Below are 23,006 nucleotides of genomic sequence, written 5' to 3'. Positions count from 1 at the left end.
CCGCGTCACAGGCGGGGTCGGGGCCCTCGGCGGGAGCGGACATGGACGCGCCCGACGCGCTCCCCTAGAGCACCTGCTCGAGACAGGTCTTCTGGACCGACATTCCCATGGCCTCGTAGAAGGCGCGGGCACCCGGGTTGCACTCCCAGACGTTGAGCGTCACGTTGTGGCAGCCCAGCTCGCGGGCGTAGTCGATGACGTGACGATAGAGCGCGGTCCCCACGTGACGGCCCCGGCACGCCTCGTCGACGCAGATGTCATCCACGTAGACGCTCAGGATGGGCTGCATGTTGTTGCTGCCCCGGAGGTCCTGCACCTCGCAGAAGGCGTGACCGAGCACACGCTCGCCGTCATCGGGGTCCACCGCAACGAAGACCGGGCGCGCGTCGTCCAGAAACATCGCGAGCAGCTCCTCGTCGGAGTACTTGCGCGTGCCGGAGCGGAACAGGTCGGGCCTGCCCGCCGCATGGACCTCAAGCACCTGGCCCAGCAGTCGGTGAACCCCCGCCAGATCCCTCTCGCACGCCCGCCTGATCACCATGGCAGTCCCCCTCACGCTCATGCACGTACGCCACGAACTCGTCGGCCTCCTCGCTCGTGGCGAGTCGCGCCGTGTACTGATAGTTGCCCAGGTCGTCCGAGAGCGCGTCCGGCACGCGCCCGCACGAGACGACCGCCGCCCCCCAGCGCGCGAGCACCTCGTCGTGCCCGTGCGCGTAGCGGTGGGCGTCGCGACGGCTCGCGTAGACGCAGTAGGCGTCCGTGCCGTCCGGCTCCGTGCGTCGCTCGTCGAAGCAGACCATGTCCGCCCAGACCTGGTAGACGTTGGTCGCGTGCGCGTAGTTCATCATCTCGGGCGTCGACCCGCCCGGGGGCCGCACGTTGACCTCGAGGCCCACGTAGTCGCCGGCGGCACCGAGGCCCGGTCGGTCGGACCTCAGCCGGAAGAACTCCATGTGCACGAAGCGGCTCGCGAGGCCGAACGCGCGCGCCGTCCTTCGGCCGAGCTCCGAGAGCCTGGGGTCGACCCTCGGGCAGGAGCGGTAGCTCATGTCGAGACCGCCGTGCACGACGTCGGCCATCGAGGGCGGGAACTCCTCCTGGTTCTCGAAGAGCGGCTCCCCGCCGCTGTCGAGCACGGCGTCCCAGGAGCAGAGGTCCCCCTCGACGAGCTGCTCGACCACGTAGGGGACGGGCGGGTCTCCCCCGTCGCCGCCCGCGCCGCAGTCACGGAGCAGCGCGCGCAGGTCGTCGTCCGAGCGCAGGATGCGCGTCCCACAGGCGCCCACGCCAACCTCGGGCTTGGCGAACACGGGGTAGTGGCCCATCTCCCCGATGAACCAGCGCGTCTCGTCGAACGTCGTGAGCATGGTCTGGCGCGCCGTCGGAACCCCCGCGGCGGCGTACAGCGGCTTCTGCCGGGCCTTGCTCTGCCAGCGCTCCACCTCACCGGGCCGCGGCCCACGGGCGACGTTGAAGTCCTCCCTCAGGCGCGCGTCCAGCGAGAGCCAGTGCTCGTTGTTCGACTCGATCCAGTCGGGCTTGCCGTATCGGTACGAGAAGTACGCGACGGCTCGATAGACCTGGTCGTAGTCCTCGAGGTCGCCGACCCAGTAGTACTCGTCGAGGGAGGCCCTCACCTCCTCGGCGAGGGCCTCCCACGGGGTGTCGCCGATGCCGAGCGCGACGGCGCCGTTGCGCCGCAGGGCCGCGCAGAACTGCCAGTAGACGCTCGGGAACTGGGGCGAGACAAAGATGACGTTCATCGCGCTACGCGCTCGCGCCGCCCTTCGGGGCGCGCTTGGAGGTCGCCTTCGCGGGCGCGGCAGCCTTGGTCGGCTTCGCGGGCGCGGCCGGCTTCTCGGCCTTCGCGGGCGCGGCCGGCTTCTCGGCCTTCGCGGGCGCGGCCGGCTTCTCGGCCTTCGCGGGCGCGGCAGCCTTGGTCGGCTTCGCGGGCGCGGCCGGCTTCTCGGCCTTCGCGGGCGCGGCCGGCTTCTCGGCCTTGGCGGGCGCGGCAGCCTTGGCCGCCTTGGCGGGCGCGGCAGCGACCTTCTCGTCAGCAGCCTTGGCCGCCTTTGCGACGGCGGGCTTCGCGGCGGGCTTGGCCGCCTCCTCGGACTTGGCAGCGGCCTTAGTCGCGGCCGGCTTCCTGGTGGCGGGCTTTGCAGCCGCAGCCTTGGCGGGCGTCTTCTTGGCGGGAGCCTTGGCAGAGACGTCCTCGGCGGCGACCGTCGACTCGGGCTTTGCGGCAGCCTTGGTCGCGGCCGTCTTCCTGGCGGCGGGCTTCTTCGCGGCGGGGGCGTCGGCCTTCACGTCCTTCTCGGCCTTCACGTCCTTCTGGGGCGCGGCGGGCGCGTCAGCGGTCTTCGTCGCCGCCTTGGTCGCCGCCGGCTTCTTGGCGGCGGGCTTCTTGGTCGTGGCGGCCTTCTTGCGCGTGGTCGCGGCACGCTTCTTCACCGGCTTCTCGGCCGCGGTGGTCTTCTCGACGTCGGCGAGCACGATGGGCAGGAAGTAGCGCAGCTGCTTCTTCCACCAGTACCAGCCGTGCGTCACGTCGCCGCCCCAGTAGTCGCACCAGGCCTCGACGCCCAGGCGGGCGAGGTTGGCGTCCATCTCGCGCGTGCAGCGCAGCGAGTCGGCCTCGGAGGCCTCCTGGCCGGTGCAGAACAGCAGCTGGCGCTGGTTGTAGACGGCGACGTAGGGGTGGTCGGCGGGCATCTGCGGCAGGAACGCGCAGGGCGTGTTGTCGTAGAGGGTGGCGTCCATCCACTCGCCGAAGTAGCGACGGGCGTCATAGCTGCCGGAGAGGCAGACGCAGCCCTGGAAGAGGTCCGGGCGGCGCAGCAGCGCGATGGCGGCGTGGGTGGCGCCCATGTCGCAGCCCATCGCGAGCGGGCGCGCGTCGGAGCCGCTCACCTTGTGGACCAGCGGAACGAGCTCGTCGACGACGTAGTGGTAGAAGGTCTCCTGGCGCTGGGCGCGCTCCGCCGCCTCGGCGTCGGAGGCCCAGGACTCGGAGTCGATGGTCTCGGTGCAGAAGAGCTGGATCGTGCCGGAGTCAAGGTACTCGGCCAGCTCGTCGATGACGCCCGCCTCCTCGAGGCTCTCGGGCGCGGCCGCCAGCGTCGGGAACATGACGACGGGCAGGCCCTTGGTGCCGTATACGTTTACGTGCATGTCCTTGCCAAGGATGGCGCTTCCACACACGACGTTCTTCATATCCATATGATCCCCCAAGCGATGCTTGTTTTGGTACGGTCCCCGATTGTGCATCAGCCATTTTAGCGCTTTTGGCCACAGGCTGTGTTTCCTTGCGGTAAGGGCGACACGATACGGAAACCTCTCCCTCCCGGACTCCCCCGGCGCTCGACGTTGCGCGCCGGGACGCTTGGCGCGAGAATACTGCAACGAGACGAAGGGAGACGCATGGCTGACAAGGTTCGAGACATGGTGCGCCGCACGGGCAGGGTGCTGCGCTTCGGCGCCCTCGCGGCGCTCGCCCTCGCGGCCGTGGCGTTTGTCTTCGCGTTTCTCTCCCATGGGCTGAGCTGGCAGACGGGACTCGACTGGGCGCGCAAGCTCCTTCTGCTCGTGGGCGCGCTCGCGCTCGTGACGGGGGGCTGCGGCCTGCTCGTCTCCGGGCGCGACCGACCGGACGCCGGCACCACCCCGCACGAGGACGACACGTTCCGCATGTTCTGGCACGAGGTCGGCATGCCGTGGGGGGCCGCCGTCAGCGTCGCCGCGGTCAGCTTCCTCGCGCTCGGGACCGTCGTGGACCTCCTGTACTTCTTTTTTGTCGCCTGATTTCCCCGCGCGCGGCTCGGGCGGCATGATAACCTGTCAGGTTGGAACTTCGTACAGAGAGGACCCCCGCCCATGCGCATCGGATTCGACAACGACAAGTACATCTCCCTCCAGGCGGAGAAGATCCGCGAGCGCATAGGGCAGTTCGGTGGCAAGCTCTACCTCGAGTTCGGCGGCAAGCTTTTCGACGACTACCACGCGAGCCGTGTGCTGCCGGGCTTCGAGCCGGACTCAAAGATCCGCATGCTCGAGAGCCTCAAGGACGACGTCGAGGCCATCATCGTCATCAACGCGGACAACATCGAGAACGCCAAGCGCCGCTCCGACATCGGCATCACCTACGAGGAGGACGCGCTGCGCCTCATGGACTCGTTCCGCGCGCGCGGGCTCTACGTGGGCGGCATCTGCATCACGCACTTCACGGGCCAGCCGCACGCCGTCGCCTTCCAGCGCAGGCTCGAGTCGATGGGGGTCCGCTCGTGGCGCCACTACCTCATCGACGGCTACCCCTCCGACGTCAACCACATCGTCTCTGACGAGGGCTTCGGCAAGAACGACTACATCGAGACCACCCACCCGCTCGTGGTGGTCACGGCCCCCGGCCCCGGCTCGGGCAAGCTCGCGACCTGCCTCAGCCAGCTCTACCACGAGAACAAGCGCGGCGTCACGGCGGGCTACGCCAAGTTCGAGACGTTCCCGGTGTGGAACCTGCCGCTCAAGCACCCCGTGAACGTCGCCTACGAGGCCGCCACGGCCGACCTCGACGATCGCAACATCATCGACCCCTGGCACCTCGAGGCGTACGGCGACGTCACCGTCAACTACAACCGCGACGTCGAGACCTTCCCCGTCCTCAAGGCGATGATGGAGAAGATCGCTGGCGAGAGCCCCTACCAGTCCCCCACCGACATGGGCGTCAACATGGTGGGGCTGTGCGTCTCTGACGACGAGGTCTGCCGCGAGGCGGCGAAGCACGAGATCGTGCGCCGCTACTTCGCCGCCGCCGAGGAGCTGCGGCGCACCGGGGAGGGCGAGGGGGCGCTCGCCAAGATCGAGCTGCTCATGAGCCAGGTCGACGTCACGAGCGACTACTCCCCCGCCCACCAGGCGGCGCTCTCCAAGGAGGAGGACACCGGCGGTCCGGCCGCGGCGATGGTCCTGCCCGACGGCGAGCTCGTGACCGGCAAGACCTCAGACCTCATGGGCGCCGCCGCGTCGCTTCTGCTCAACGCCGCCAAGCACATGGCCGGCATCCCCAAGCAGACCTACGTCGTGAGCTCCGAGGCGCTCGTCCCGATCTGCCACCTCAAGACCGAGCACCTGCGCAGCCGCAACCCGCGCCTGCACTCGGACGAGATGCTCATCGCGCTCTCCCTCTCCTCCGCCACGAGCGATCAGGCCGAGGCCGTCGTCGACGCGCTCGAGCAGCTCGCCGGCTGCGATGCGTACTTCTCGGTCATCATCTCCGACCAGGATAAGGACACCTACCGCAACCTGGGGATCAACGTCTGCTGCGAGCCCAAGTACGAGCGCCGGGGCTACTATCACCGCTGATTGCCCGTCACCGGGGCGCTCGCTGCCTGAGGCGACCGCGCACACCCTCCACCTCCGCGACGAAAGTGGCCGCAAGAGGGAGGGTGTGCGCGGTCGCTCGCTATGCAAGCTCGCTGACGAGCCAGTCCCTTCGCTCCGGGCTCGGCTCCGAGAGCCTCGTGCCGAGGTCGCGCGCCACCTGGCGGGCAAGCACCTCGAGCGCGTCCCCCGCCAGCTGGCCCGACGTGACCGAGGTGACCTTCCAGCCCATGCTCTTCAGCGAGTTGCGCTTCTTCGCGTCGGCGTCCAGCTGCTCCGGGCCCAAATGGAACTGGTAGCTGTCCACCTCGACGAGCGTCCTTCTGCTCGGCCAGCAGAGGTCGACCTCGTAGCGAGCGAACTGACTGACGGAAACGTCCCGCGCAGAGGGGACGATCACGTAGTTTGCCTCGGGCAACGGCAAGCCGTACCCACCCAGCCTCGCGGGAAGCGTGAGGGTCAGCGCGACCCTGGTCTCCAGCGGGGAGCGGGTCGGGTCGATTGACCTCTTGAGCGCGCGACGCACCTTGTTCGCACCCGGACACGAACGCGCGCCGTCCAAGTACGAGAGGAGCTCGTCCCTCGTGATCAGGGGCCTGCGGTCCAGGAACCCTCGGGGGCCCTCTGACGTCCCGTAGCGTCCCAGGCACTCCATCACGCGAGCCGCCACGCGCGGCAGGCTCGCTCGGGCGCCGGCGAGCAGGCAGCAGAATGCCGGGGAGGTGATGAGCACGCCGGGCGCGAGCAGGAAGAGCGAGCCCGCGGGGACGCGACCCGACCACACGTGCGACCTCACCCGCTCCGAGCGCAGCCTGGCGTTCGGAGCGTCGACGAGGACGTGAACGGGATCGGCCTTCGTCGCCCTGATGCCAAGCTCCTCGAGGCCGCTCTGCCACACCTCGCGCGCCGATGCGGCGCTCCAGCTCAGGCCCTGTGCGGAGCACGGGTTGCCCAGACGGTCGAGCAGCCCCTCGTGGGCCCAGAGCCTCATGGCCGTTATGTCGGTAATCGTAATCATAGTATTGCTATACTTTATTTGTAAAAATCAGTCAAGAATCTGTTACATCTTTTGTTTGTTTCTTTTCGAGCGCGGGACGGAAAACGAGGCCTCGCGCACGGGACGAGACCAGCAACGTCGCTTTGCCGACCGCGCACACCCTCACGCTTGAGGGGCAAATTTGGGTGGATTCTGAAGGTGTGCGCGGTCGGCTGCGGCCCATCGCGCTTCCGGGGGACCTTCGGGGCCGACCGCGGTATCCTTTCACCTGCAAACATGAAAGGAGCGACGGTGGACTACCAGCTCATTGCCCTCGACATGGACGGCACCCTGCTCGACAGCGGCAAGCGCGTGCGCCCGGACGTCTCCGCGGCGGTGCGCGAGGCCGCCGCGGCGGGCAGGGACGTCGCCATCTGCTCGGGGCGCTGCCCCGCGATGGTCGAGCTCAGCCGAAGCGACCTCGGCGACGTCCGATACGCCATCTGCGGCAGCGGGACCGCCCTCTACGATCTCGCCGAGCGTCGCGTGCTCGAGGAGTCCGGCCTCCCCCATGACTGCGTCCTGCGCGCGGTGGAGGCGTGCGCCGGCACTGACAGCCTCTTCGAGGTCTTCCACGGGGACGGGTTCCTCTACGAGCGGGACGCGCTCGAGCGCATGCCCTCCTTCGGCCTCGGAGTCTACGTCTCGGAGTATCGCGCCGCGGGCACGCGCGGGGAGGACCTCCGCGAGCAGATCTGCGACCCCGCGTTTGCCGTCCAGAAGCTCAACGTCCACTTCCGTGACGTCTCCGCCCGCGAGCGCGTCCGCGAGCTGCTCGCGGACCTGCCGCTCGGCCTCACCGACTTCGAGGAGGCGAGCCTCGAGCTCTCCCCCGCCGGCGTCGACAAGGGGACCGGCCTGCGCGCCCTGGCCGACCTCCTCGGCGTCCCCGCGCAGCGGACGATCGCCGTGGGCGACGCAGACAACGACCTGCCCATGCTCGCGGCCGCGGGCCTTGCCGTCGCCATGGGCAACGCCAACGAGTCGGTTCGCGCCGCGGCCGACGTCGTGGTGGCCGACAACGACCACGACGGCGTCGCCGAGGCAATCCGCCGCTTCCTGCTGGGCTGAGCGTGCCCGAAGGCGGACAGAGAAGAAAGGAACCCCGTGAACTACCAGCTCATCGCCATTGACATGGACGGCACCCTGCTCACCTCGGACAAGCGGGTGCTGCCCTCCTCGACCTCCGCCGTCGCGCGCGCCATGGCCGCGGGCAGGAGCGTGGCCATCTGCTCCGGCCGCAGCCCCAAGATGATCGAGCTCGACCGCGCCGCGTACGAGGGCGTGCGCCACGCGATCTGCTGCAACGGGACGATCCTCTACGACCTCGCCGAGCACCGCGTGCTCTCCGCCGAGGCGTTCGACCACGAGACCATCGAGCGCGTGGTGGCGGCCGTGGGCGAGGTGGACGCCATGCTCGACGTCTTCTCGGGTTCCGAGATGTTCTGCCAGACCGACCAGCTCGCACGGATGGACCACTACCTGATGGGCATCTACGCGGGGCTCTACGAGGCGACCGCCACCCCCGTCGACGACGTCCTCGCGACCCTGCTCGACCCGACGACCTCGGTCCAGAAGTTCATCTACCACTTCGCTGACCCGCGCGAGCGCGACCGGGCGCGCCACCTCGTCGAGGGGCTGCCCCTCGAGCTCGCCTACTCGGAGGAGGCGAGCCTCGAGCTCTCGCCCGCCGGAGTCACCAAGGGATCGGGCCTGCTCGCCCTGGCCGACCTCCTCGGCGTCCCGCACGAGGCCACCGTCGCGCTCGGGGACGCCGACAACGACCTGCCCATGCTCGCGGCCGCGGGACTGGCCGTCGCCATGGGCAACGCCAACGAGTCGGTCCTCGCCGCGGCCGACGTCGTGGTGGCCGACAACGACCACGACGGCGTCGCCGAGGCAATCGAGCGCTTCCTGCTGGGGGGCGAGCGCGCATGAGGCGCATCCTCCTCATAGCCACGGGGGGCACCATCGCGTCCACCGAGGACGGCTCGGGCCTCGCCCCCACCATGACGGGGCCGGAGCTCGCGCGCCAGGTGCCGCTGCTCGACACCCTCTGCGAGCTCGACTTCACCCAGCCCATGAACATCGACAGCACCAACATGCGCCCACGCGACTGGCTCGAGATCGCCCGCTGCGTCCGCGAAGCGTACGACGACTACGACGGCTTCGTCATCCTCCACGGCACCGACACGATGGCCTACACCGCCGCGGCCCTCTCCTACCTCGTCAGGGGAAGCGAGAAGCCCATCGTGCTCACGGGCTCCCAGCAGCCCATGGCAAACCCCTTCACGGACGCCAAGCTCAACATCTACCACAGCGTGCTCTACGCCTGCGACGAGGCGAGCCGCGACGTCAGCGTGGTCTTCGGGGGCAAGGTCATCTGCGGGACGCGCGCGCACAAGCAGCGCACCATGAGCTTCAACGCCTTCACGAGCATGAACTTCCCCTCGCTCGCCTACATCCGCGGCAACCGCATCGTCCGTCCCGCCGGCTCGCCGCTCGTCGAGAAGGACGGTCGGGCCCCCTGCTTCTCCGACACCCTCGACGAGCGCGTCATCGTGCTCAAGCTCACCCCCGAGCTGCCAGCGAGCATCTTCGACCTGCTCAGGCGCGACTACGACGCCATCATCCTCGAGACCTTCGGGATCGGCGGCATCCCCGACCACGACGGGTCCTACCGGGAGGCGATCTTTGACTGGGTGGACTCCGGGCGCACGCTCGTGGTGACCACCCAGGTGCCCGAGGAGGGGCTCGACCTGGGCGTCTACGAGGTCGGGCACGCCTACGCCCAGAAGGCGGGCATCCTCAAGGGGGACGACATGTCCACCGAGGCGCTCGTCGCCAAGACTATGTGGGCCCTCGGGCAGACCCGCGACCCCGCAGAGGTGGCGCGCCTCTTCTACGAGCCCATCAACTGCGACCGAACGTCACGGTGAGCGCGGCCGGGGGCATGCGCCCCCGGCTCGTCGCAACGCCCTATTCGCTCGCCACGGGATCGAGCAGCTCGGTCACCGTTGCCGTGGCAGAGCCCTCGTCCTTCTCGGCCGCCCTGAACGCGATCCGCTCTCCCGCCTGGTACGTCACGATCTCCACGAGCCCGGGCAGCGCGAAGTCGTAGATGGTGGCGTCGCCCTCGAGCGTCACGTAGAAGTGCGAGTTGCCGTCGATCACGGCCTGCGCCACGCGGGCGATGGTCCCCGCGACCTCGCGCGTCGACGCCGCCGCCGCGGCGTCCTCCTCGGCGAGCAGGCCGTCGGCGGCGAGCATCCCGAGGTAGGCCTCCTGGCACTCCTCCACCGTCGACCCCGTCGCCACGCTCTGGTACTGCTCGACGTTGATCATCGCGTACATCTTGACGAGCCCCGCCGCGTCCTTGAGCGCCATGAAGTAGGTGGGCTGACCGGCCACGTTGAGCAGCAGCGGGTAGGTGGCCTGGTAGCCGAGGTGCTGCACCTGGCCCTCCGCCGAGGCCATCGCGGAGTCCTCCGTCGCACCGCCCTGGCTGAGCGCGTAGTAGCGAGAGTCGCCGGTGCGCTGGTTCACCAGGATGAAGCCCACGTTGGAGTTGTCGGCCGTGACCGAGCTCACCCCCGTGTAGAGGTAGATGTCCTCGCCCTGCGCGAGGTAGTTGTAGCCCAGCTCGCCGTTGGTGCCGCTCGTGGTTCGAACCACGCCCTCCTGGCCGAGCCACGAGTTGAGCCAGCCGCCCGCGTAGGCCCCGCTCCAGTTGTACTGCTCGATGAGGAGGTCCGCGGGATAGGCGCGGTCCACCCAGGTGGGGCACTCCTCAACGGCGTAGTCGAGCGTCTCTCCCGTGCAGGCGTTCACGAGCACCACGCGCGCGATGGTCGTGCCCCCGAAGAGGCCGATGGTCTTGCGCTGGACCGGGTAGACCCACCAGGGGGTGCCCTCATCGTCGAGCTCGAAGGACTTCTGGTCGAACATGTAGGTGGGGTAGGAGAGCTGAACGTGGCGATCGACGTTGCGCAGCAGCGGCTCGGAGTCCGAGTAGAGGATCGGCTGCTCAAGGCGCACGACCTCGGCCTCCTGGGTCACCATGTCGACGAGCACGTAGGCGGGGATGCCGCCCTCGCGGTTGGAGAACCACTTGAAGAGGTCGGCGTAGGCGAGCGGGCTCACGCGCACCGGACGGCCGTTGTAGTTGATCTGGCTGTAGGTGTCCGCGATCTCGAACTGGCTCACGTACTCGGGGATGGACCCCATCGCGCGGTTGCCGAGAAGGATCGCGGAGTCGCGGTCGATCACCGGGACGTCGGCGTAGTCGACCTGCTGGATGTCCGTCGCGAAGTCGCCGTCGGTGGTCTGGAGCACGGTCGCGTAGCGCTCGGCGTTGCCGGGGACGAAGGGCTGGGAGAGCAGCAGGCCCACCAGGAACGCCGCGATGACGGCGGCGGGCAGCAGCATGAGCTTCTTGAGGACGGGAGCGCGGCGCACGCTGCGGGCCGCCGCCACGGCCAGGGCGAGAATAACCACGAGGCAGATGCCGCAGACCCACGTCCACACCTGGGGGCTTCCCAGGTTGAGCGCGGGGTGGAACCACCAGTAGCCCGCCGCGAGCGCCACCACGAGCACGATCGCGGCGACGATCAGCGCGCGACGGCTCCACTTGGCGAGGCTCTCGATCAGGGAGGAGGCCGAGGCGGCGGACCCCCGGGACGCGCCCTCGCGGCGCAGCTGCTCGAAGAGCTCCTTGAAGTCTGGACCTTGTGCGGACATCGGGTTCCTTTCTCGGGCGCGTCAGTGGTGACACTATACCGTGCCGGCGCCGTCGCGGCGCTCGGCGGTGAGATGCGCGGCGACCCACACCAGCGCGGCGGAAGCCAGGCCGCCGACCACGAGGGTGGGCACGAGAGCGTCGCCCAGCAGCGGGTACAGGCCCCCCACGAGCTCCGATGACCCGTTGATTGCCATGTGGAGAAGGACGCCGGCGCGCAGCCTTCCCGTGCGTCGCACGAGCCACCCGAGCAGCAGACCTAGGACAAACGCGTAGGCTCCCTGGATGATGTTGAGGTGCATGAGCGCAAAGACAAGCGCCTGGGCGACGTTGGCCACCCAGAAGCGGGCGGGCGGAACGTCGCCACGTGCCGCGAGACGCGGCTCCGGGCAGGTCGCGCGCAGACAGAACTCAAAGATGACGCCGCGACAGATGAGCTCCTCGGCGGCGGGGGTCAGCATCGCCAGGTCAACGAACGTCACGAGGTCCGTCGGCCCCGAGACGCCCGCAAGCTCCATGAGCTCGAGGTAGAACTCGAGCACCTCGGGAAAGAGCGGCAGCACCAGCGATACCGCAGCGCCAATCACCACCTGCAGCACAAACCCCAACACGAGCAGCGTGCAGGCAAGGAGGACGCGACGCCCCGGACGAGAAGGACGGGCCGCCTCAGGCCGCAGGCGCGCCTGCGGCCTGAGGCGGCGCCACCAGAACGCCGCAAGGGCGAGGCTCGCCATAGTGACAACGAGGGTCAGCAGGTCGATGTCCGTCGACGGCAGCGCGAGATTCAGCGCGACGAGGGCGACGATCTGAGCGAGCAGGTAGGCGCAGCCAGCGCCCACGGCCGCGAGCACCCACCTCGCCGCGTGACCGGCGCCGGAGCGAGGCTTTTGGGGCTCCGGTGACCGCGGGGGCTCCAGCCCCTCGCCCGGAACACCGACCTCCATGCGCGCCCTCCTTTGAAACGGGATACGAGATGACAGCTATGGGTAGATTGTCACATTAGCGCTCTCGGCGGGAGAGGCTTCGCGCGCAGGGCCCGAGCACCCACCAGACAAGCACCGCGCCCTCCGCCACGAAGATCGTGAGCGCGGAGGCAAGCGCCGCCGGGGCCTCGAGCACGCCCCAGACCGTGCAGCCCAGAAGCGCGAGCGCGGGCAGCGCCATCACGGCGGCGCCCACGACGAGCCCCGCGAAGACCATGAGCGTGGCTCCGCCGCCCTTGACGAGCTGAGCCTCGTTGTCCCAAGTGAGGCGCGGGAAGCGTGCGCCGAGCCCCAGGGAGAGCAGGCCCAGCGTCGCCGTGGCGCCCAGGTAGACCGCCACGAGGTAGACTCCCGGCGCGAAGGGCACGCCCAGCACCACGAGCGCGACCACGATCAGCACGAGCATCGGCGCCGTGGAGAGCGCGAACGGCGAGACGAACTTCGCCGCGAGGTACGCACTCCAGTTCATGGGCAGCCCGCGCATGAAGAAGAAGTCCTCGCCGTCGCGGGAGACGCCCATCGTGAACGAGTAGGACGAGAAGCCCAGGAACAGGCCGAAGACGAGCACGCCCACGGCGCACCACACGAGCATCGGGCTCTCGAAGCCGAGCTGCGCCGTGAGCGAGCGAACCATCTCGAGCAGCGTGGCGGGGTCGACCCCCGCCTCGGACGCCTGGGAGACGCCCATCACGCCGCTCACCGCGAAGATGGCGATGAAGTAGAGCGGCATGAGCAGCGAGCTCAGGACGAACTGGTTGAAGAAGACGGGGACGCGCACGAGCATCTTCCAGTCGCGGCTGAGGTTGGCCGCGAAGACGCCGCGGGCGCGCGTGGCCCGCGAGAGCTCGGACCCCTCGACGCGACGACCGCGACGACCGCCCGCGCCCTGGAGCGCCTGCACGCCCTCGAAGTACCAGCGACGCGCGACCAGGGAGAGGATGAGCGAGTAGACGACGACGCTCGCGGCCATGGCGAGCAGGCCCCCGAGCGTGCCGAGCAGGTCGCCCCCGACGACCGCGCGAGCAAAGAGCGACGGCGGGCACAGCACGCCCATCACGATGGCGGGCACGCCGCCCGAGAGCACCTCGCCGGCGCCCGTCGCGAGCGACGCCATGCCGTCCCCCTGGAGGACGAACTGGCTCCCCACGCCGACGGCCAGCGCGAGCACCACGACCAGGCCGCCGAAGACGCGCGAGAAGAGGTCCTTGTCGTGAGCCAAGCGCGAGAAGCGCATGAGCGGCACGCACACGATCACGAGCGCCAGGTTGACGGCAAGCGCCGCCAGGGCAAAGGCGAGCGTCATGGCGACCCACACGCCCGGCGCCGCGCCAACGGCGAACAGGCACCCCAGGCCGATGGGCAGGAGAATCAGGTCGCCGAGCAGGGACATCCCCAGAAAGTGGGCGAGCTTGGCCCACATGATCGTGGTGGCCGAGACCGGCAGCGTGAGGTAGTAGCCGAGGTCCCGCACGAAGTAGAGGATGTTCACGGCCTGGTAGAGGCCCGTGAGCACCGTGAACCCCACGAGGGAGATGACACACAGGCTAAACGCCAGGTACGGCGTGACGCCTGCCTCGCCAAACATCACGCCCATCATGAAGAAGACGGTCGCGAGCAGCGCGAACAGGAAGCCCATCGCCACCTTGCGCGCGCCCGCGCCGAGCGAGCCCCAGAAGCCGGAGCGCTTCTCGCCCGTCTCGCCGCCCAGACCCATGCCCGTCTCGTCCAGGCGCTGCTCGCCCTTCCTGATCACGCGCAGCATCACGCGAAACTGACGCCAGGAGAAGGCCTGGCTCGCCGCGCGGGCCATCAGCGGGCCCCCGGCGCGGCCGCGCCGTCCCTCTCGTCAGCCTGCTCCGCGCCGCTGCCGGACGCGAACGGCGAGTCCTCCGAGGTGAGCTCGAGGAACATCTCCTCGAGCGAGCCGTTGGACCTGAAGTGCTCGCGCATCTCGTCGACCGTGCCCACGAAGAGCAGCTCGCCGTGCGCGATCACGCCCACGCGGTCGACGACCTTCTCGGCCACGTCGAGCACGTGCGTGGAGAAGAGCACGGTCTTGCCCGCGTCCGCGTGGCGGCGCATGGACTGCTTGAGCAGCCACGACGCCTTGGGGTCGAGTCCGGTCATGGGCTCGTCGAGGATCCAGATCGCCGGGTCGGGCAGGAGCGCGCCCATGATCATCATCTTCTGGCGCATGCCGTGGGAGTACGACTGGATCTGGTTGTCGAGCTCGCCCTCCATGCCGTACTCGCGCGCGAGCTCGGCGATGCGCGGGCCGCGCACGTCATCGGGCACCTCGTAGACGTCGGCGATGAAGCGCAGGAACTCGTGGCCCTTGAGGCGCAGCAGGTGGTCGGGCGAGTCGCCCACGAAGCAGAGGTTGCGCTTGGCGGCGAGCGGGTCGTCGACGACGCTCACGCCATCGAGCTCGATCGTGCCGGAGGTCGGGGCGAGCACGCCGGCGAGCATGTTGAGCAGCGTCGACTTGCCGGCGCCGTTGGGGCCGAGCAGGCCGAAGATCTCACCCGACCGAATCTCGAGGGTGAGGTCGCTCACAGCCTTCGAGGCCCCGCCGTCGTAGGACTTGGATACGTGGTCAATCCTGATCATGGGTCTCCCGTCTCTGGGGGCAATACGATCACGCGCGCCATTCTACGCCATGAGAACCCATTACAGTTTGAGCCGGCCCTCGGGTCGGCTCCTTTTGTTTTCCAGGGGAAGAGAAATACGATTGGAACCGGCCCCGAGGGGCCGCTGGCCGACCGCCCCGGACGGCCCTGTCGCCCTGCCTCTCGCGAAGGCCCGGGGGGGTGTTGCCGCCGGGGACGGGTCGCCGCGGTCGGCGACTGATAGAGACATGCCGGGGGGTGCCCACGGCTCCGTAATGTGGTTGTCGCGCCCGCGGTCCGCGGTCAGCCAACTTGCGGAAAGGATACACCATGGGAAAGAAGGAGAAGGCCTCGGCGGCGGTCGTCGGCTTCGACGTCGGGAAGTCGTCCCACCGCGCCTGCGCCGTGGCCCCGGACGGCGCCGCGCTGTTCAACAGGGAGGTCGCCAACCGCCCGGGCGAGATCGACCGCGCGCTCGCCGACGCCGGGCCGGGGGCCAGGGTCGTGGTCGACCAGAAGAGGAACATCGGCGCGCTCGTCGTCGCCCGCGCCAGGGCCGCGGGCAACCCGGTGTTCTACCTGCCGGGGATCGCCATGAAGAAGGCCCGCGACATGTTCCCGGCGACGGCGAAGACCGACGAGATCGACGCCGAGGTCATCGCCCGCACGGCGATGGGGATGCCCTGGACGTTGCGCGAGGTCGCCGAGGAGGCGCCCGCCACGACCGCGCTCAGGATGCTCGCCTCGCAGCGCGACTTCGCGGTGCGCTCGCGCACCAAGGCGGCCAACAGGCTGCGCGCGGTGCTCCTCGAGGCGGACCCCGCCTTCGAGGCCGCCGTCGACCCGTCGAGCCGCTGGCAACTCGCCGTCCTCGCTGAGCTCGGCGGCGCCTTCGGCATCAGGGCCGCCGGGCTCAGGAGGTTCCGGTCGGTCGCCGAGCGCTCCTGCGGCGCGCGCAGGGAAGCCTCCGACCGCCTCTGGGCCGCGGCGGTCGCGTCGGCGTCCTCCGGCAGGCCCGAGCTCGCCGCGGAGTCCGAGCTCGTGCGCTCCCTGGCCGCCAGGATTCTCTCCGACGGCGGCGAGGCGGCGAGGCTCGACGGGCTCATCTCCGACTCGCTGGCCGGCGACGAGACGTACGAGGCGCTGCTCACGGTGCCGGGCGTGGGGCCCAGGACCGCGGCGGCGCTCGTGACGCTCGTGGACGCGTCGCTGTTCCGGAGCCACGACGAGCTCGCCGCCTACACGGGGCTCGCGCCCTGCAACAGGCAGTCGGGCACGTCCCTCAACTCGACCTCTCCGTCTCGGGGCGGCAACAGGGCCCTCAAGAACCTGCTCGTCTACTCCTGCACCTCCCTCGTGGGCACCAAGGGGCGCTTCGGGAGGTACTACGCCGAGTGCCGGGCCCGGGGCATGCGTCACAACAAGGCCCTCAAGGCGGTTGCCCGCAAGCGCCTGAAGGTCATCTTTGCGGTGATGCGCGACAGGGTCCCGTACCGGGAGGGCTAGCGGGGGCCGACATTCAGGGGGCTAGGCCCCTCGGGGGGCCGGCGTCAGCATGGCTCGATTTGAGGAGTCGAGGGGTTGACAAAACCATAGAGACACCCCCCCCCCGGTCAACCGCAAGATTACGGTTCGGTCAGAAAAGGGGGACGCGCCCTCCAGGAGGGACGCGCCAGCGAAAAACGGGACGGGCCCGGCCTTGGCCGAACCCGTCCCGAGCTCTCTGAGGTTCCTGTCGCGCCCCCGCGCCGAGCCGCTACTCCTCGGCGGGCATGACCTTCTCGCAGTAGTCGCGGATGACCGAGCAGGACTTGCGCATCGCGCGACGCTCGTCGTAGGAGAGGTCGATCTCGAGCACCGAGTCGACGCCAGTGCTGCCGATGACGCACGGGACGCCCGCGGAGATCCCGGACTCGCCGTACTCCCCGTCGAGGTGGGCGGAGAGCGGCACCACGCGCTTCTCGTTGTGCAGGATGGAGGTCACGAGCGCCGCCACCACCGACGCGATGCCGAACTCGGTGCAGCCCTTGCCGGCGATGATGGCCGCGCCGGACTCGCGCACGCGGCGCATGATGTCCTCGAAGTCGATGGAGTCGACCACGTCGTCGCGCAGGGAGAGGTACTCGCGCAGGCCGATGCCCTCGACGGAGATGCGCGACGTGGGGATGAACATCGAGTCGCCGTGCTCGCCCATGCAGAAGGCCTGGATCTGGCGGCTGGACACGTCGATGGTCTCGGAGAGGACGCGGCGCAGGCGCGCGGAGTCGAGCGAGGTGCCCGTGCCAAAGACCTGGTTGCGCGGCAGGTCGAGCTTGCGGTAGAGGTACTCGACCACGATGTCGGCCGGGTTGGAGACGCTGATGAGGATGCCGTGGAAGCCGGACTCCTTGAGCGGACCGACGATTCCGTCGAGCACCTTGATGGTGCCGTCGAGCATCTGCAGGCGCGTCTCGCCCGGACGGCGGCTGCGGCCGGCGGTGAGAATCACGAAGTGGGCGTCAGCGCAGTCGGCGTAGTCGCCCACGCGGATGGTGAAGGAGTCGCCGAGGCCGGAGGCGAGGTCGTCGAGGTCGAGCGCTTGGGCGCGCGCCGCCTCGGCGTTGACGTCAACGAAGACGATCTCGTTCACGAGGTGCTGGAACATGAGGCAGAGCGCCACGTGGCTGCCCACGCGCCCCGCGCCGATGATGACCGCCTTGCGCGTCCTGATGCCGTCCGTGTTCATGGATGCTCCCATCGCTCTGGCGCCGGGCGCCGGCGCCGCTCGTCACAAAAAAGGGACGCCCGAGAAGGGCGCCCCTTAATTCTAACTGGTTGTGGACGTTCTATGACGAGAATGTTTCAGGAAATTGTCAGGCGACAAATGCGTTGCAAAGCGCGCTCCGGAAGTACGGGCAGTGCCCACGTGCGGCGTCAGGATAGCGGCTCGTCCGGGCCGGGTACTGGGCGCCAGTAGCCCCGGGCGTCGCGCGCCAGCAGCCCCTCCCCCACGAGATCTCGCCGGAGGGTGCACACGTCATCGTTAATGGCCGAGAGTACGTCGTTGACCTCGCGCTCCACATAGAGGCGCCCTGGCTCGAAGTGCTCGGCGGCGACTTCGAGCACGATACGCTTCTTCTTGCGCTGGCGCGGGATGGCCGTAAGGCGCCCGTACTCGAAGAACGAGTCAATCACGCGCTGTCGATAGGCCTCCTCGCGGCGCTCCTGCTCGACCTCGTCGCCAACAGGCGCGCTCACGAGCGCGAGCAGATTGTGATCGAGCTTCGCCCGGTTGAGCTCATACATCACGTAGTACTGGGTGCGGTACGAGCTCACGATCCCCACCTCCGCAAGCTTCCTCAGGTGAAACGACACCGTGGACGGCGCCAGCGCAAGGCGCTCGGAGAGCAGCTCGACGTAGAGGTCCTCGGCCGCGAGCGCGCGGACGATGCGCAGGCGGGAGCGATCCGCCAGGCACTTGAGCAGCGCGACAAGCTCGTCCTCGCCCATCAGACGACCCACAGGTCGTCCGTCGCGCGGAGCACCTCGGAGAGGACCTCGAGCTTGACCTGCTCCACGTGGGCGCTCCCCTCGTCACCGTGCTCGAGCGCGCGCTCCCGCGCAGCGCTCCACTCGCCGTGCAGCCGACCCATCCGCCCGGTGAAAAACGCACGGGCGGCGCCGTCCTCGTCCTGGCGCGCCGCCACGCCGAGCACGGTGCGCGCGATGTCAAAGACGTTTCCGCGAATGCGCTCAAGCGTCGCCTCGTCGTCGCGACCGTCCTCGCGCAGCGCCCGCTCGCAACCCGCACTGCGCCCCACACGGTCGTCGAGCCACTCCCTCAGGGACTCGCCCATCTCTTTTCCTTTCTCACGCTGTCCTGCTGAATCTGATTCTATAGATATCGAATTATATATCAAGAGTGATTCTACAGTTATCGAAATAGACTCAGTAAGAAGGCTGAGTGAGGGAGAAATTGGATTTGTAGGCAGTTTTTGGAAGAGGGCCCGAGTATCGTCATTTTGTTCGACGTCTCTACCAGCACTTTCACAGCTGGATCCCTGCCCGCTACTGAAGGGGTCGCCAAAAAACTGCACACAACATGCCAGGGCGTCCCAAAGAGCCGCTCTGTTGCGGCAAAACCCAAATCAGAACCACCCGCAAAGCGGGTGGTCTGCTCTTAGGGTATAACCCTAAGGGTCCCAGGCCAGGGGCCCGAGCCCCTGGCCTGAACTGGCGTCCATGCCCGATAGCCCCTCGGCTCGTGACGGGCCGGTCGAACCGGCGGCGCGCCTACCTACCCTGCGGCCCCCTCGCGAAGGGGTCCTCGTACTCCCTGGCGCTCAGCCTGTCCTGGGCGATGTCGGCGCGCCCCTGCTCCCGGACGTGCTTCGCGATCGTCGCCTCGTCGGGGCCGACGGCGGGGACGCAGTGGCCCTCCGCCCAGAACTTCCTGTTCCCGAACTCGTGCCTGAGGTTCGCGTGCCGGTCGAACATGAGCAGCGAGCTCTTCCCCTTAAGGCAGCCCACGAGGCTCGACACGCCGGTCTTGGGCGGGATGCCGGCCGGCATGCGCGCGTGGTCGGGCATCAGGTGCCCCCCTGTTATCTCGACCCCCTTCCAGCGGCACAGGTCCCGAAAGATCTGCGCCAGGTCCCTGCGGCACTCGTTGTAGATGGCCTTTCGCCCATGCTTTGGCGCGAACACGATGTGGTACTCGCGGAGCCGCTTCGTGCGGGCGAGGCTGTTGGCCTCCTGGGCCACGGCAACCGCCTTCCCCTCGGGGCTGGCGACCCGAGCAATCGCCATGCTAGAGGGGGAGGGTGCTTTGTTGCGCAGCAAAGGTGGGGTCCACCCGCTGAGCGGGTGGATTTCCATGCCGCGCGAAGGATGCGCGGCATAGGGTTGAAGACCCTTATGAAAAGGCGGCGGACCCGAAGGCCCGCCGCCGAATCGAGTGCTACGCCACGGAAGCGCCGCCTAGTCGCGCGTGAGCTTGCGGTGCAGGCGGTGCGGCTTGGAGGCCTCCGCGCCGAGGCGACGCTCGCGGTCGGCCTGGTAGGCCTCGAAGTTGCCCTCGAACCAGTGCCAGCGGCCGGGGTTCTCGTCGTCGCCCTCCCAGGCCAGGATGTGCGTGGCCACGCGATCGAGGAACCAGCGGTCGTGGGAGATCACCACGGAGCAGCCGGGGAACTCCTCGAGCGCCTCCTCGAGCGACTCCAGGGTCTCGACGTCGAGGTCGTTGGTCGGCTCGTCGAGCAGCAGGAGGTTGCCGCCCTGCTTGAGCGTGAGCGCGAGGTTCAGTCGGTTGCGCTCGCCGCCGGAGAGCACGCCGGCGCGCTTCTGCTGGTCAGAGCCCTTGAAGCCGAAGGCCGCCACATAGGCGCGGCTCGGGATCTCGGTCTCGCCCACGCGGATGTAGTCGTTGCCGTCGGAGACGACCTCCCAGAGGCTCTTCTCGGCGTCGATGCCCGCGCGCATCTGGTCCACGTAGGAGAGCTTGACGGACTCGCCCACCTCGAGCGTGCCCGACGTCGGGCTCTCCTGCCCCACGATCATCTTGAACAGAGTGGACTTGCCCACGCCGTTGGGGCCGATCACGCCCACGATGCCGTTGCGCGGCAGGGAGAAGCTGAGGTCGTCGATGAGCACGCGGTCGCCGAAGCTCTTGCAGAGGTGCTCCGCCTCGAGGACCTTGGCGCCCAGGCGCGGGCCCACGGGGATGTGGATGTCGGTGAAGTCGACGCGCTTGGAGGCGCGGGCCTCGGCCTCCATCTGCTCGTAGCGCTCGAGGCGGGCGCGGTTCTTGGCCTGGCGCGCCTTGGGGCTGGAGCGCACCCACTCGAGCTCGGACTTCATCTTCTTGGCGCGACGCGCGTCCTGCTGGCTCTGGGCCTCGAGGCGTGCGGCCTTCTTCTCGAGGTAGGTGGAGTAGTTGCCCTCGTAGGGGTAGAGCTGGCCTCGGTCGACCTCGCAGATCCACTCGGCCACGTCGTCGAGGAAGTAGCGGTCGTGCGTGACCGCCATGACGGCGCCGGGATAGCGGTGGAGGAACTGCTCGAGCCAGAGCACCGACTCGGCGTCGAGGTGGTTGGTGGGCTCGTCGAGCAGCAGCAGGTCGGGGGCCTCGAGCAGCAGGCGGCACAGGGCGACGCGGCGACGCTCGCCGCCGGAGAGGATGGAGACGGGCGCGTCGGGGTCGGGGCACTGAAGCGCGTCCATCGCCTGCGAGAGCTGGGAGTCGAGGTCCCAGCCGTTGGCGGCGTCGATCTCGTCCTGGAGCTGGCCCATCTCGGCCATGAGGGCGTCGAAGTCGGCGTCGGGGTCGGCCATCTCGGCGCTCACCTGGTTGAAGCGCTCGATCTTGGCGAGCAGGTCGGCGAATGCCTGCTCGATGTTCTCGCGAACGGTCTTGTCCTCGTCGAGCGGCGGCTCCTGCTGCAGGATGCCCACGGTGTAGCCCGGGGAGAGCATGGCCTCGCCGTTGGAGACGTCCTCGAGGCCGGCCATGACCTTGAGCAGCGTCGACTTGCCGGCGCCGTTGGGGCCCACCACACCGATCTTGGCGCCGGGGTAGACGCCCACCGTGACGTCGTCGAGGATGATCTTGTCGTGGACGGCCTTGCGGGCGCGGATGAGCTGGTACACGAACTCTGCCATGGGGTTTTCGCCTTTCCTGAGCAGGGGTTTGTTGAACTGCCGCTAGGCGCGCCGCATCCAGGCAGGCGCGTGTCGGCAGCTGCGGGCCCGCTGCGCCCCCGGCGCGTCGTGCCACGTCTCAATCATACGGTAAACCGCCTGCCATGCGACCGGGGCGGGCGACACGCACCCCTGTGCCACCATTTCTCCCTTCTGGGTGGCACGGGAGCGGGAGTCACCGTAAGTCGCGGACACGAAAGCGACTCCAACTGGGGCGACGGTGCCCGCCGGGGCGGCGCGAGCAAAAGTCCCCTCCGGAGCCACCCACACCTCAGCCAAAGTGGAACACCGCATCCCGCGTCCCGCCCCGACGGGCATACCGCGGCTGCCAGCACGACTCCACGGCTCCCCTGGGCGCCCGGCCCGAGACGCTACAGCTCGTACGTCTCCTCCCCCAGCATGCGATTCCAGAGCTCGAACCTGCGACTCTCCGCACGCTTCAGAATCTCCTGATCGCTCGGGGAGTCGGAGTCCTTCGCCACGCGCGGGTACGGCCTTCTGCCGAGCGCGCGGCGAATTCTGTCGAGCTCTCGACGATACGTCGTGTAGTCAGTCGTCTGGGCGGTACAGAGCGAGATGTGCGTGAACGTTCCTGCCGCGGCCACGAGGTTGCGCCGGTCCGTATCCGAGACGACGCGCAGGGAGTCCGAGTGCGTCGAGTCCGCATCATAGTCGACGCCCACCTTGCGCGCCTCGCCCTTCCTTCCGCGAGCCTCCACGAGGATGTCCGGGATGCGGGTCACCCAGCGAGCCTCGCCCCTGGAATCTATCCCGTCAAAAATGCGAGTCTCCTGATTCATGGCCACGGACTCATATCCCTCCCCGCCTCGGCGCAGCGGAAGGAGCAGCGTCACCGCAATTCCCGCCTCGCGTGGCGACCTCGCCCCGTCCCGGACGAAGTCGAGCGCGCGCAGCGCGAGCCCTCTGTTGCGGGTCCCCCGGGGCAGCTGGTTGAGATACGCGCGAATCCGAGCCACCGAGGTGAGCGCGACGTCGCTCCCCTCCCGATGAACGCATCCGCCCGCCTCCAGATCATCGAGCCGGAAGGTCGAGCAGAGCGCGAAGCCGACATAGGCCAGCTGGTCCAGCTGAAGCTCCTCCGCCATCTGAAGAAAGACGAGCTCGGGGGAGCTCATGTAGACCTCGTGCCCAAAGATGACGCACGGCACGAACGACCCCGCGGGAAGTCGGGCGCTGCAGAGATGCGCGGAGACCCCGGCCGCCTGGTGACGGCCGCTCTGGCGCGAGACCAAGAGGTCAATGCGCTCGCACCCCTCTGGCATGTAGAAGCCGAGGCCCCTTCCGAGCGCCCCGACCTCCTCGGCACCCGGCAGACGCTTGGGGATGGAGCGAGCCCGAGACGGCCGCTCGCCCGCGCTCTTGAGGTTGGGCATTCTCAGCCAGTAGTGAAGCGCCGTCCCATGAGAAACGCAGATTCGCATAGCTCCCCCTCCGACGTGTCAATTCCTTACGTTGTCGATGGGGGTCGCCATATCTAAGATACAACAAGATAGAAATCACTTTCACCTGAGCCGAGAGATGTGCCGAAAACAGGCATCGGCCCTCTCAAGAACGACTCAGCG

At 68.6% G+C, this 23,006-nt stretch carries 20 protein-coding genes; 6 read left to right on the top strand and 14 right to left on the bottom strand.

The window, feature by feature from the left end; genetic code table 11:
* Window positions 1–64: 64 nt before the first annotated feature.
* The 3 genes from BQ7106_RS09485 to BQ7106_RS11195 are packed head-to-tail and all read right to left on the bottom strand — an operon-like array spanning window position 65 to window position 3,225.
* Window positions 65–541 (bottom strand): GNAT family N-acetyltransferase, encoded by a 477-nt coding sequence (locus BQ7106_RS09485; RefSeq protein ID WP_072374747.1) that lies wholly within the window; start codon window positions 539–541, stop codon window positions 65–67.
* Complete coding sequence (locus tag BQ7106_RS09480) at window positions 474–1,766, bottom strand: ATP-grasp domain-containing protein (RefSeq protein ID WP_072374744.1); 1,293 nt, start codon at window positions 1,764–1,766, stop codon at window positions 474–476. Before BQ7106_RS09480 ends, BQ7106_RS09485 begins: the two co-directional genes overlap by 68 nt.
* Window positions 1,767–1,770: 4 nt before the next feature.
* On the bottom strand, window positions 1,771–3,225 hold the full coding sequence (locus BQ7106_RS11195) for an esterase family protein (protein ID WP_205407689.1): 1,455 nt from the start codon (window positions 3,223–3,225) through the stop codon (window positions 1,771–1,773).
* 201 nt (window positions 3,226–3,426) lie between these two features.
* Between BQ7106_RS11195 and BQ7106_RS09465 the strand changes: the two genes are divergently transcribed.
* Both BQ7106_RS09465 and BQ7106_RS09460 read left to right on the top strand, forming a co-directional pair.
* On the top strand, window positions 3,427–3,807 hold the full coding sequence (locus BQ7106_RS09465; protein ID WP_072374740.1) for a hypothetical protein: 381 nt from the start codon (window positions 3,427–3,429) through the stop codon (window positions 3,805–3,807).
* A gap of 72 nt (window positions 3,808–3,879) precedes the next feature.
* Window positions 3,880–5,361 (top strand): DUF1846 domain-containing protein, encoded by a 1,482-nt coding sequence (locus BQ7106_RS09460; RefSeq protein ID WP_072374737.1) that lies wholly within the window; start codon window positions 3,880–3,882, stop codon window positions 5,359–5,361.
* A gap of 100 nt (window positions 5,362–5,461) precedes the next feature.
* Here BQ7106_RS09460 and BQ7106_RS09455 read toward each other — a convergent pair whose 3' ends face one another.
* Window positions 5,462–6,397, bottom strand: a complete 936-nt coding sequence (locus tag BQ7106_RS09455; protein WP_072374734.1) for a PDDEXK family nuclease — start codon at window positions 6,395–6,397, stop codon at window positions 5,462–5,464.
* Between the two features lie 270 nt (window positions 6,398–6,667).
* Here BQ7106_RS09455 and BQ7106_RS09450 point away from each other — a divergent pair, with 270 nt between their 5' ends.
* Genes BQ7106_RS09450 through BQ7106_RS09440 form a run of 3 tightly spaced genes read left to right on the top strand, consistent with a single transcriptional unit; the run spans window position 6,668 to window position 9,354 of the window.
* Window positions 6,668–7,486, top strand: a complete 819-nt coding sequence (locus tag BQ7106_RS09450; protein WP_159431283.1) for a Cof-type HAD-IIB family hydrolase — start codon at window positions 6,668–6,670, stop codon at window positions 7,484–7,486.
* A gap of 36 nt (window positions 7,487–7,522) precedes the next feature.
* Window positions 7,523–8,353 carry a Cof-type HAD-IIB family hydrolase gene (locus tag BQ7106_RS09445; RefSeq protein ID WP_083527005.1) on the top strand — a complete coding sequence of 277 codons (831 nt, stop codon included), beginning with the start codon at window positions 7,523–7,525 and terminating at the stop codon, window positions 8,351–8,353.
* Entirely contained in the window at window positions 8,350–9,354 is a 1,005-nt protein-coding gene (locus tag BQ7106_RS09440; protein ID WP_072374728.1) for an asparaginase, read from the top strand. The genes BQ7106_RS09445 and BQ7106_RS09440 overlap by 4 nt, the downstream gene beginning before the upstream one ends.
* A gap of 40 nt (window positions 9,355–9,394) precedes the next feature.
* Here the strand turns inward: BQ7106_RS09440 and BQ7106_RS09435 are convergent, their stop codons facing one another.
* The 4 genes from BQ7106_RS09435 to BQ7106_RS09420 are packed head-to-tail and all read right to left on the bottom strand — an operon-like array spanning window position 9,395 to window position 14,746.
* Window positions 9,395–11,155 (bottom strand): Tat pathway signal sequence, encoded by a 1,761-nt coding sequence (locus BQ7106_RS09435; protein WP_240307477.1) that lies wholly within the window; start codon window positions 11,153–11,155, stop codon window positions 9,395–9,397.
* Window positions 11,156–11,188: 33 nt separating this feature from the next.
* Window positions 11,189–12,097, bottom strand: a complete 909-nt coding sequence (locus BQ7106_RS09430) for a CPBP family intramembrane glutamic endopeptidase (protein ID WP_072374724.1) — start codon at window positions 12,095–12,097, stop codon at window positions 11,189–11,191.
* A 55-nt stretch (window positions 12,098–12,152) separates the two neighbouring features.
* Window positions 12,153–13,946, bottom strand: a complete 1,794-nt coding sequence (locus tag BQ7106_RS09425; RefSeq protein WP_072374721.1) for a putative ABC transporter permease subunit — start codon at window positions 13,944–13,946, stop codon at window positions 12,153–12,155.
* On the bottom strand, window positions 13,946–14,746 hold the full coding sequence (locus BQ7106_RS09420) for an ABC transporter ATP-binding protein (RefSeq protein WP_072374717.1): 801 nt from the start codon (window positions 14,744–14,746) through the stop codon (window positions 13,946–13,948). The genes BQ7106_RS09425 and BQ7106_RS09420 overlap by 1 nt, the downstream gene beginning before the upstream one ends.
* 329 nt (window positions 14,747–15,075) lie before the next feature.
* Here BQ7106_RS09420 and BQ7106_RS09415 point away from each other — a divergent pair, with 329 nt between their 5' ends.
* Window positions 15,076–16,251, top strand: coding sequence for an IS110 family RNA-guided transposase (locus BQ7106_RS09415; RefSeq protein ID WP_072374712.1), 1,176 nt, complete (start codon window positions 15,076–15,078; stop codon window positions 16,249–16,251).
* A 250-nt stretch (window positions 16,252–16,501) separates the two neighbouring features.
* Here the strand turns inward: BQ7106_RS09415 and BQ7106_RS09410 are convergent, their stop codons facing one another.
* The 6 genes from BQ7106_RS09410 to BQ7106_RS09385 all read right to left on the bottom strand — a co-directional run bounded on the left by BQ7106_RS09410 (window position 16,502) and on the right by BQ7106_RS09385 (window position 22,865).
* Window positions 16,502–17,470: an L-lactate dehydrogenase gene (locus BQ7106_RS09410; protein WP_072374708.1), complete on the bottom strand. Its 969-nt coding sequence runs from the start codon at window positions 17,468–17,470 to the stop codon at window positions 16,502–16,504.
* Between the two features lie 188 nt (window positions 17,471–17,658).
* Window positions 17,659–18,246 (bottom strand): DUF2087 domain-containing protein, encoded by a 588-nt coding sequence (locus BQ7106_RS09405; RefSeq protein ID WP_205407688.1) that lies wholly within the window; start codon window positions 18,244–18,246, stop codon window positions 17,659–17,661.
* Window positions 18,234–18,581, bottom strand: coding sequence for a hypothetical protein (locus BQ7106_RS09400; protein ID WP_072374701.1), 348 nt, complete (start codon window positions 18,579–18,581; stop codon window positions 18,234–18,236). The genes BQ7106_RS09405 and BQ7106_RS09400 overlap by 13 nt, the downstream gene beginning before the upstream one ends.
* A gap of 436 nt (window positions 18,582–19,017) precedes the next feature.
* Window positions 19,018–19,488 (bottom strand): IS200/IS605 family transposase, encoded by a 471-nt coding sequence (gene tnpA / locus BQ7106_RS09395; protein ID WP_072374698.1) that lies wholly within the window; start codon window positions 19,486–19,488, stop codon window positions 19,018–19,020.
* Window positions 19,489–19,704: 216 nt separating this feature from the next.
* Window positions 19,705–21,384, bottom strand: coding sequence for an energy-dependent translational throttle protein EttA (gene ettA / locus BQ7106_RS09390; protein ID WP_072374694.1), 1,680 nt, complete (start codon window positions 21,382–21,384; stop codon window positions 19,705–19,707).
* A 410-nt stretch (window positions 21,385–21,794) separates the two neighbouring features.
* Window positions 21,795–22,865: a hypothetical protein gene (locus tag BQ7106_RS09385; RefSeq protein WP_072374691.1), complete on the bottom strand. Its 1,071-nt coding sequence runs from the start codon at window positions 22,863–22,865 to the stop codon at window positions 21,795–21,797.
* Window positions 22,866–23,006 lie beyond the last annotated feature (141 nt).

The sequence above is a fragment of the Thermophilibacter mediterraneus genome (genome assembly GCF_900119385.1).
GTDB classification, from domain to species: Bacteria; Actinomycetota; Coriobacteriia; order Coriobacteriales; family Atopobiaceae; genus Thermophilibacter; species Thermophilibacter mediterraneus.
This window is presented reverse-complemented; position numbering and strand designations above follow the sequence as displayed.

What these genes read in the sequence shown, in the direction of transcription:
- BQ7106_RS09485 (WP_072374747.1), bottom strand. Translation starts at nt 541, where the DNA reads ATGGTGATCAGGCGGGCGTGCGAGAGGGATCTGGCGGGGGTTCACCGA.
- BQ7106_RS09480 (WP_072374744.1), bottom strand. Translation starts at nt 1,766, where the DNA reads ATGAACGTCATCTTTGTCTCGCCCCAGTTCCCGAGCGTCTACTGGCAG.
- BQ7106_RS11195 (WP_205407689.1), bottom strand. Translation starts at nt 3,225, where the DNA reads ATGGATATGAAGAACGTCGTGTGTGGAAGCGCCATCCTTGGCAAGGAC.
- BQ7106_RS09465 (WP_072374740.1), top strand. Translation starts at nt 3,427, where the DNA reads ATGGCTGACAAGGTTCGAGACATGGTGCGCCGCACGGGCAGGGTGCTG.
- BQ7106_RS09460 (WP_072374737.1), top strand. Translation starts at nt 3,880, where the DNA reads ATGCGCATCGGATTCGACAACGACAAGTACATCTCCCTCCAGGCGGAG.
- BQ7106_RS09455 (WP_072374734.1), bottom strand. Translation starts at nt 6,397, where the DNA reads ATGATTACGATTACCGACATAACGGCCATGAGGCTCTGGGCCCACGAG.
- BQ7106_RS09440 (WP_072374728.1), top strand. Translation starts at nt 8,350, where the DNA reads ATGAGGCGCATCCTCCTCATAGCCACGGGGGGCACCATCGCGTCCACC.
- BQ7106_RS09435 (WP_240307477.1), bottom strand. Translation starts at nt 11,155, where the DNA reads ATGTCCGCACAAGGTCCAGACTTCAAGGAGCTCTTCGAGCAGCTGCGC.
- BQ7106_RS09430 (WP_072374724.1), bottom strand. Translation starts at nt 12,097, where the DNA reads ATGGAGGTCGGTGTTCCGGGCGAGGGGCTGGAGCCCCCGCGGTCACCG.
- BQ7106_RS09425 (WP_072374721.1), bottom strand. Translation starts at nt 13,946, where the DNA reads ATGGCCCGCGCGGCGAGCCAGGCCTTCTCCTGGCGTCAGTTTCGCGTG.
- BQ7106_RS09420 (WP_072374717.1), bottom strand. Translation starts at nt 14,746, where the DNA reads ATGATCAGGATTGACCACGTATCCAAGTCCTACGACGGCGGGGCCTCG.
- BQ7106_RS09415 (WP_072374712.1), top strand. Translation starts at nt 15,076, where the DNA reads ATGGGAAAGAAGGAGAAGGCCTCGGCGGCGGTCGTCGGCTTCGACGTC.
- BQ7106_RS09410 (WP_072374708.1), bottom strand. Translation starts at nt 17,470, where the DNA reads ATGAACACGGACGGCATCAGGACGCGCAAGGCGGTCATCATCGGCGCG.
- BQ7106_RS09400 (WP_072374701.1), bottom strand. Translation starts at nt 18,581, where the DNA reads ATGGGCGAGTCCCTGAGGGAGTGGCTCGACGACCGTGTGGGGCGCAGT.
- ettA (WP_072374694.1), bottom strand. Translation starts at nt 21,384, where the DNA reads ATGGCAGAGTTCGTGTACCAGCTCATCCGCGCCCGCAAGGCCGTCCAC.
- BQ7106_RS09385 (WP_072374691.1), bottom strand. Translation starts at nt 22,865, where the DNA reads ATGCGAATCTGCGTTTCTCATGGGACGGCGCTTCACTACTGGCTGAGA.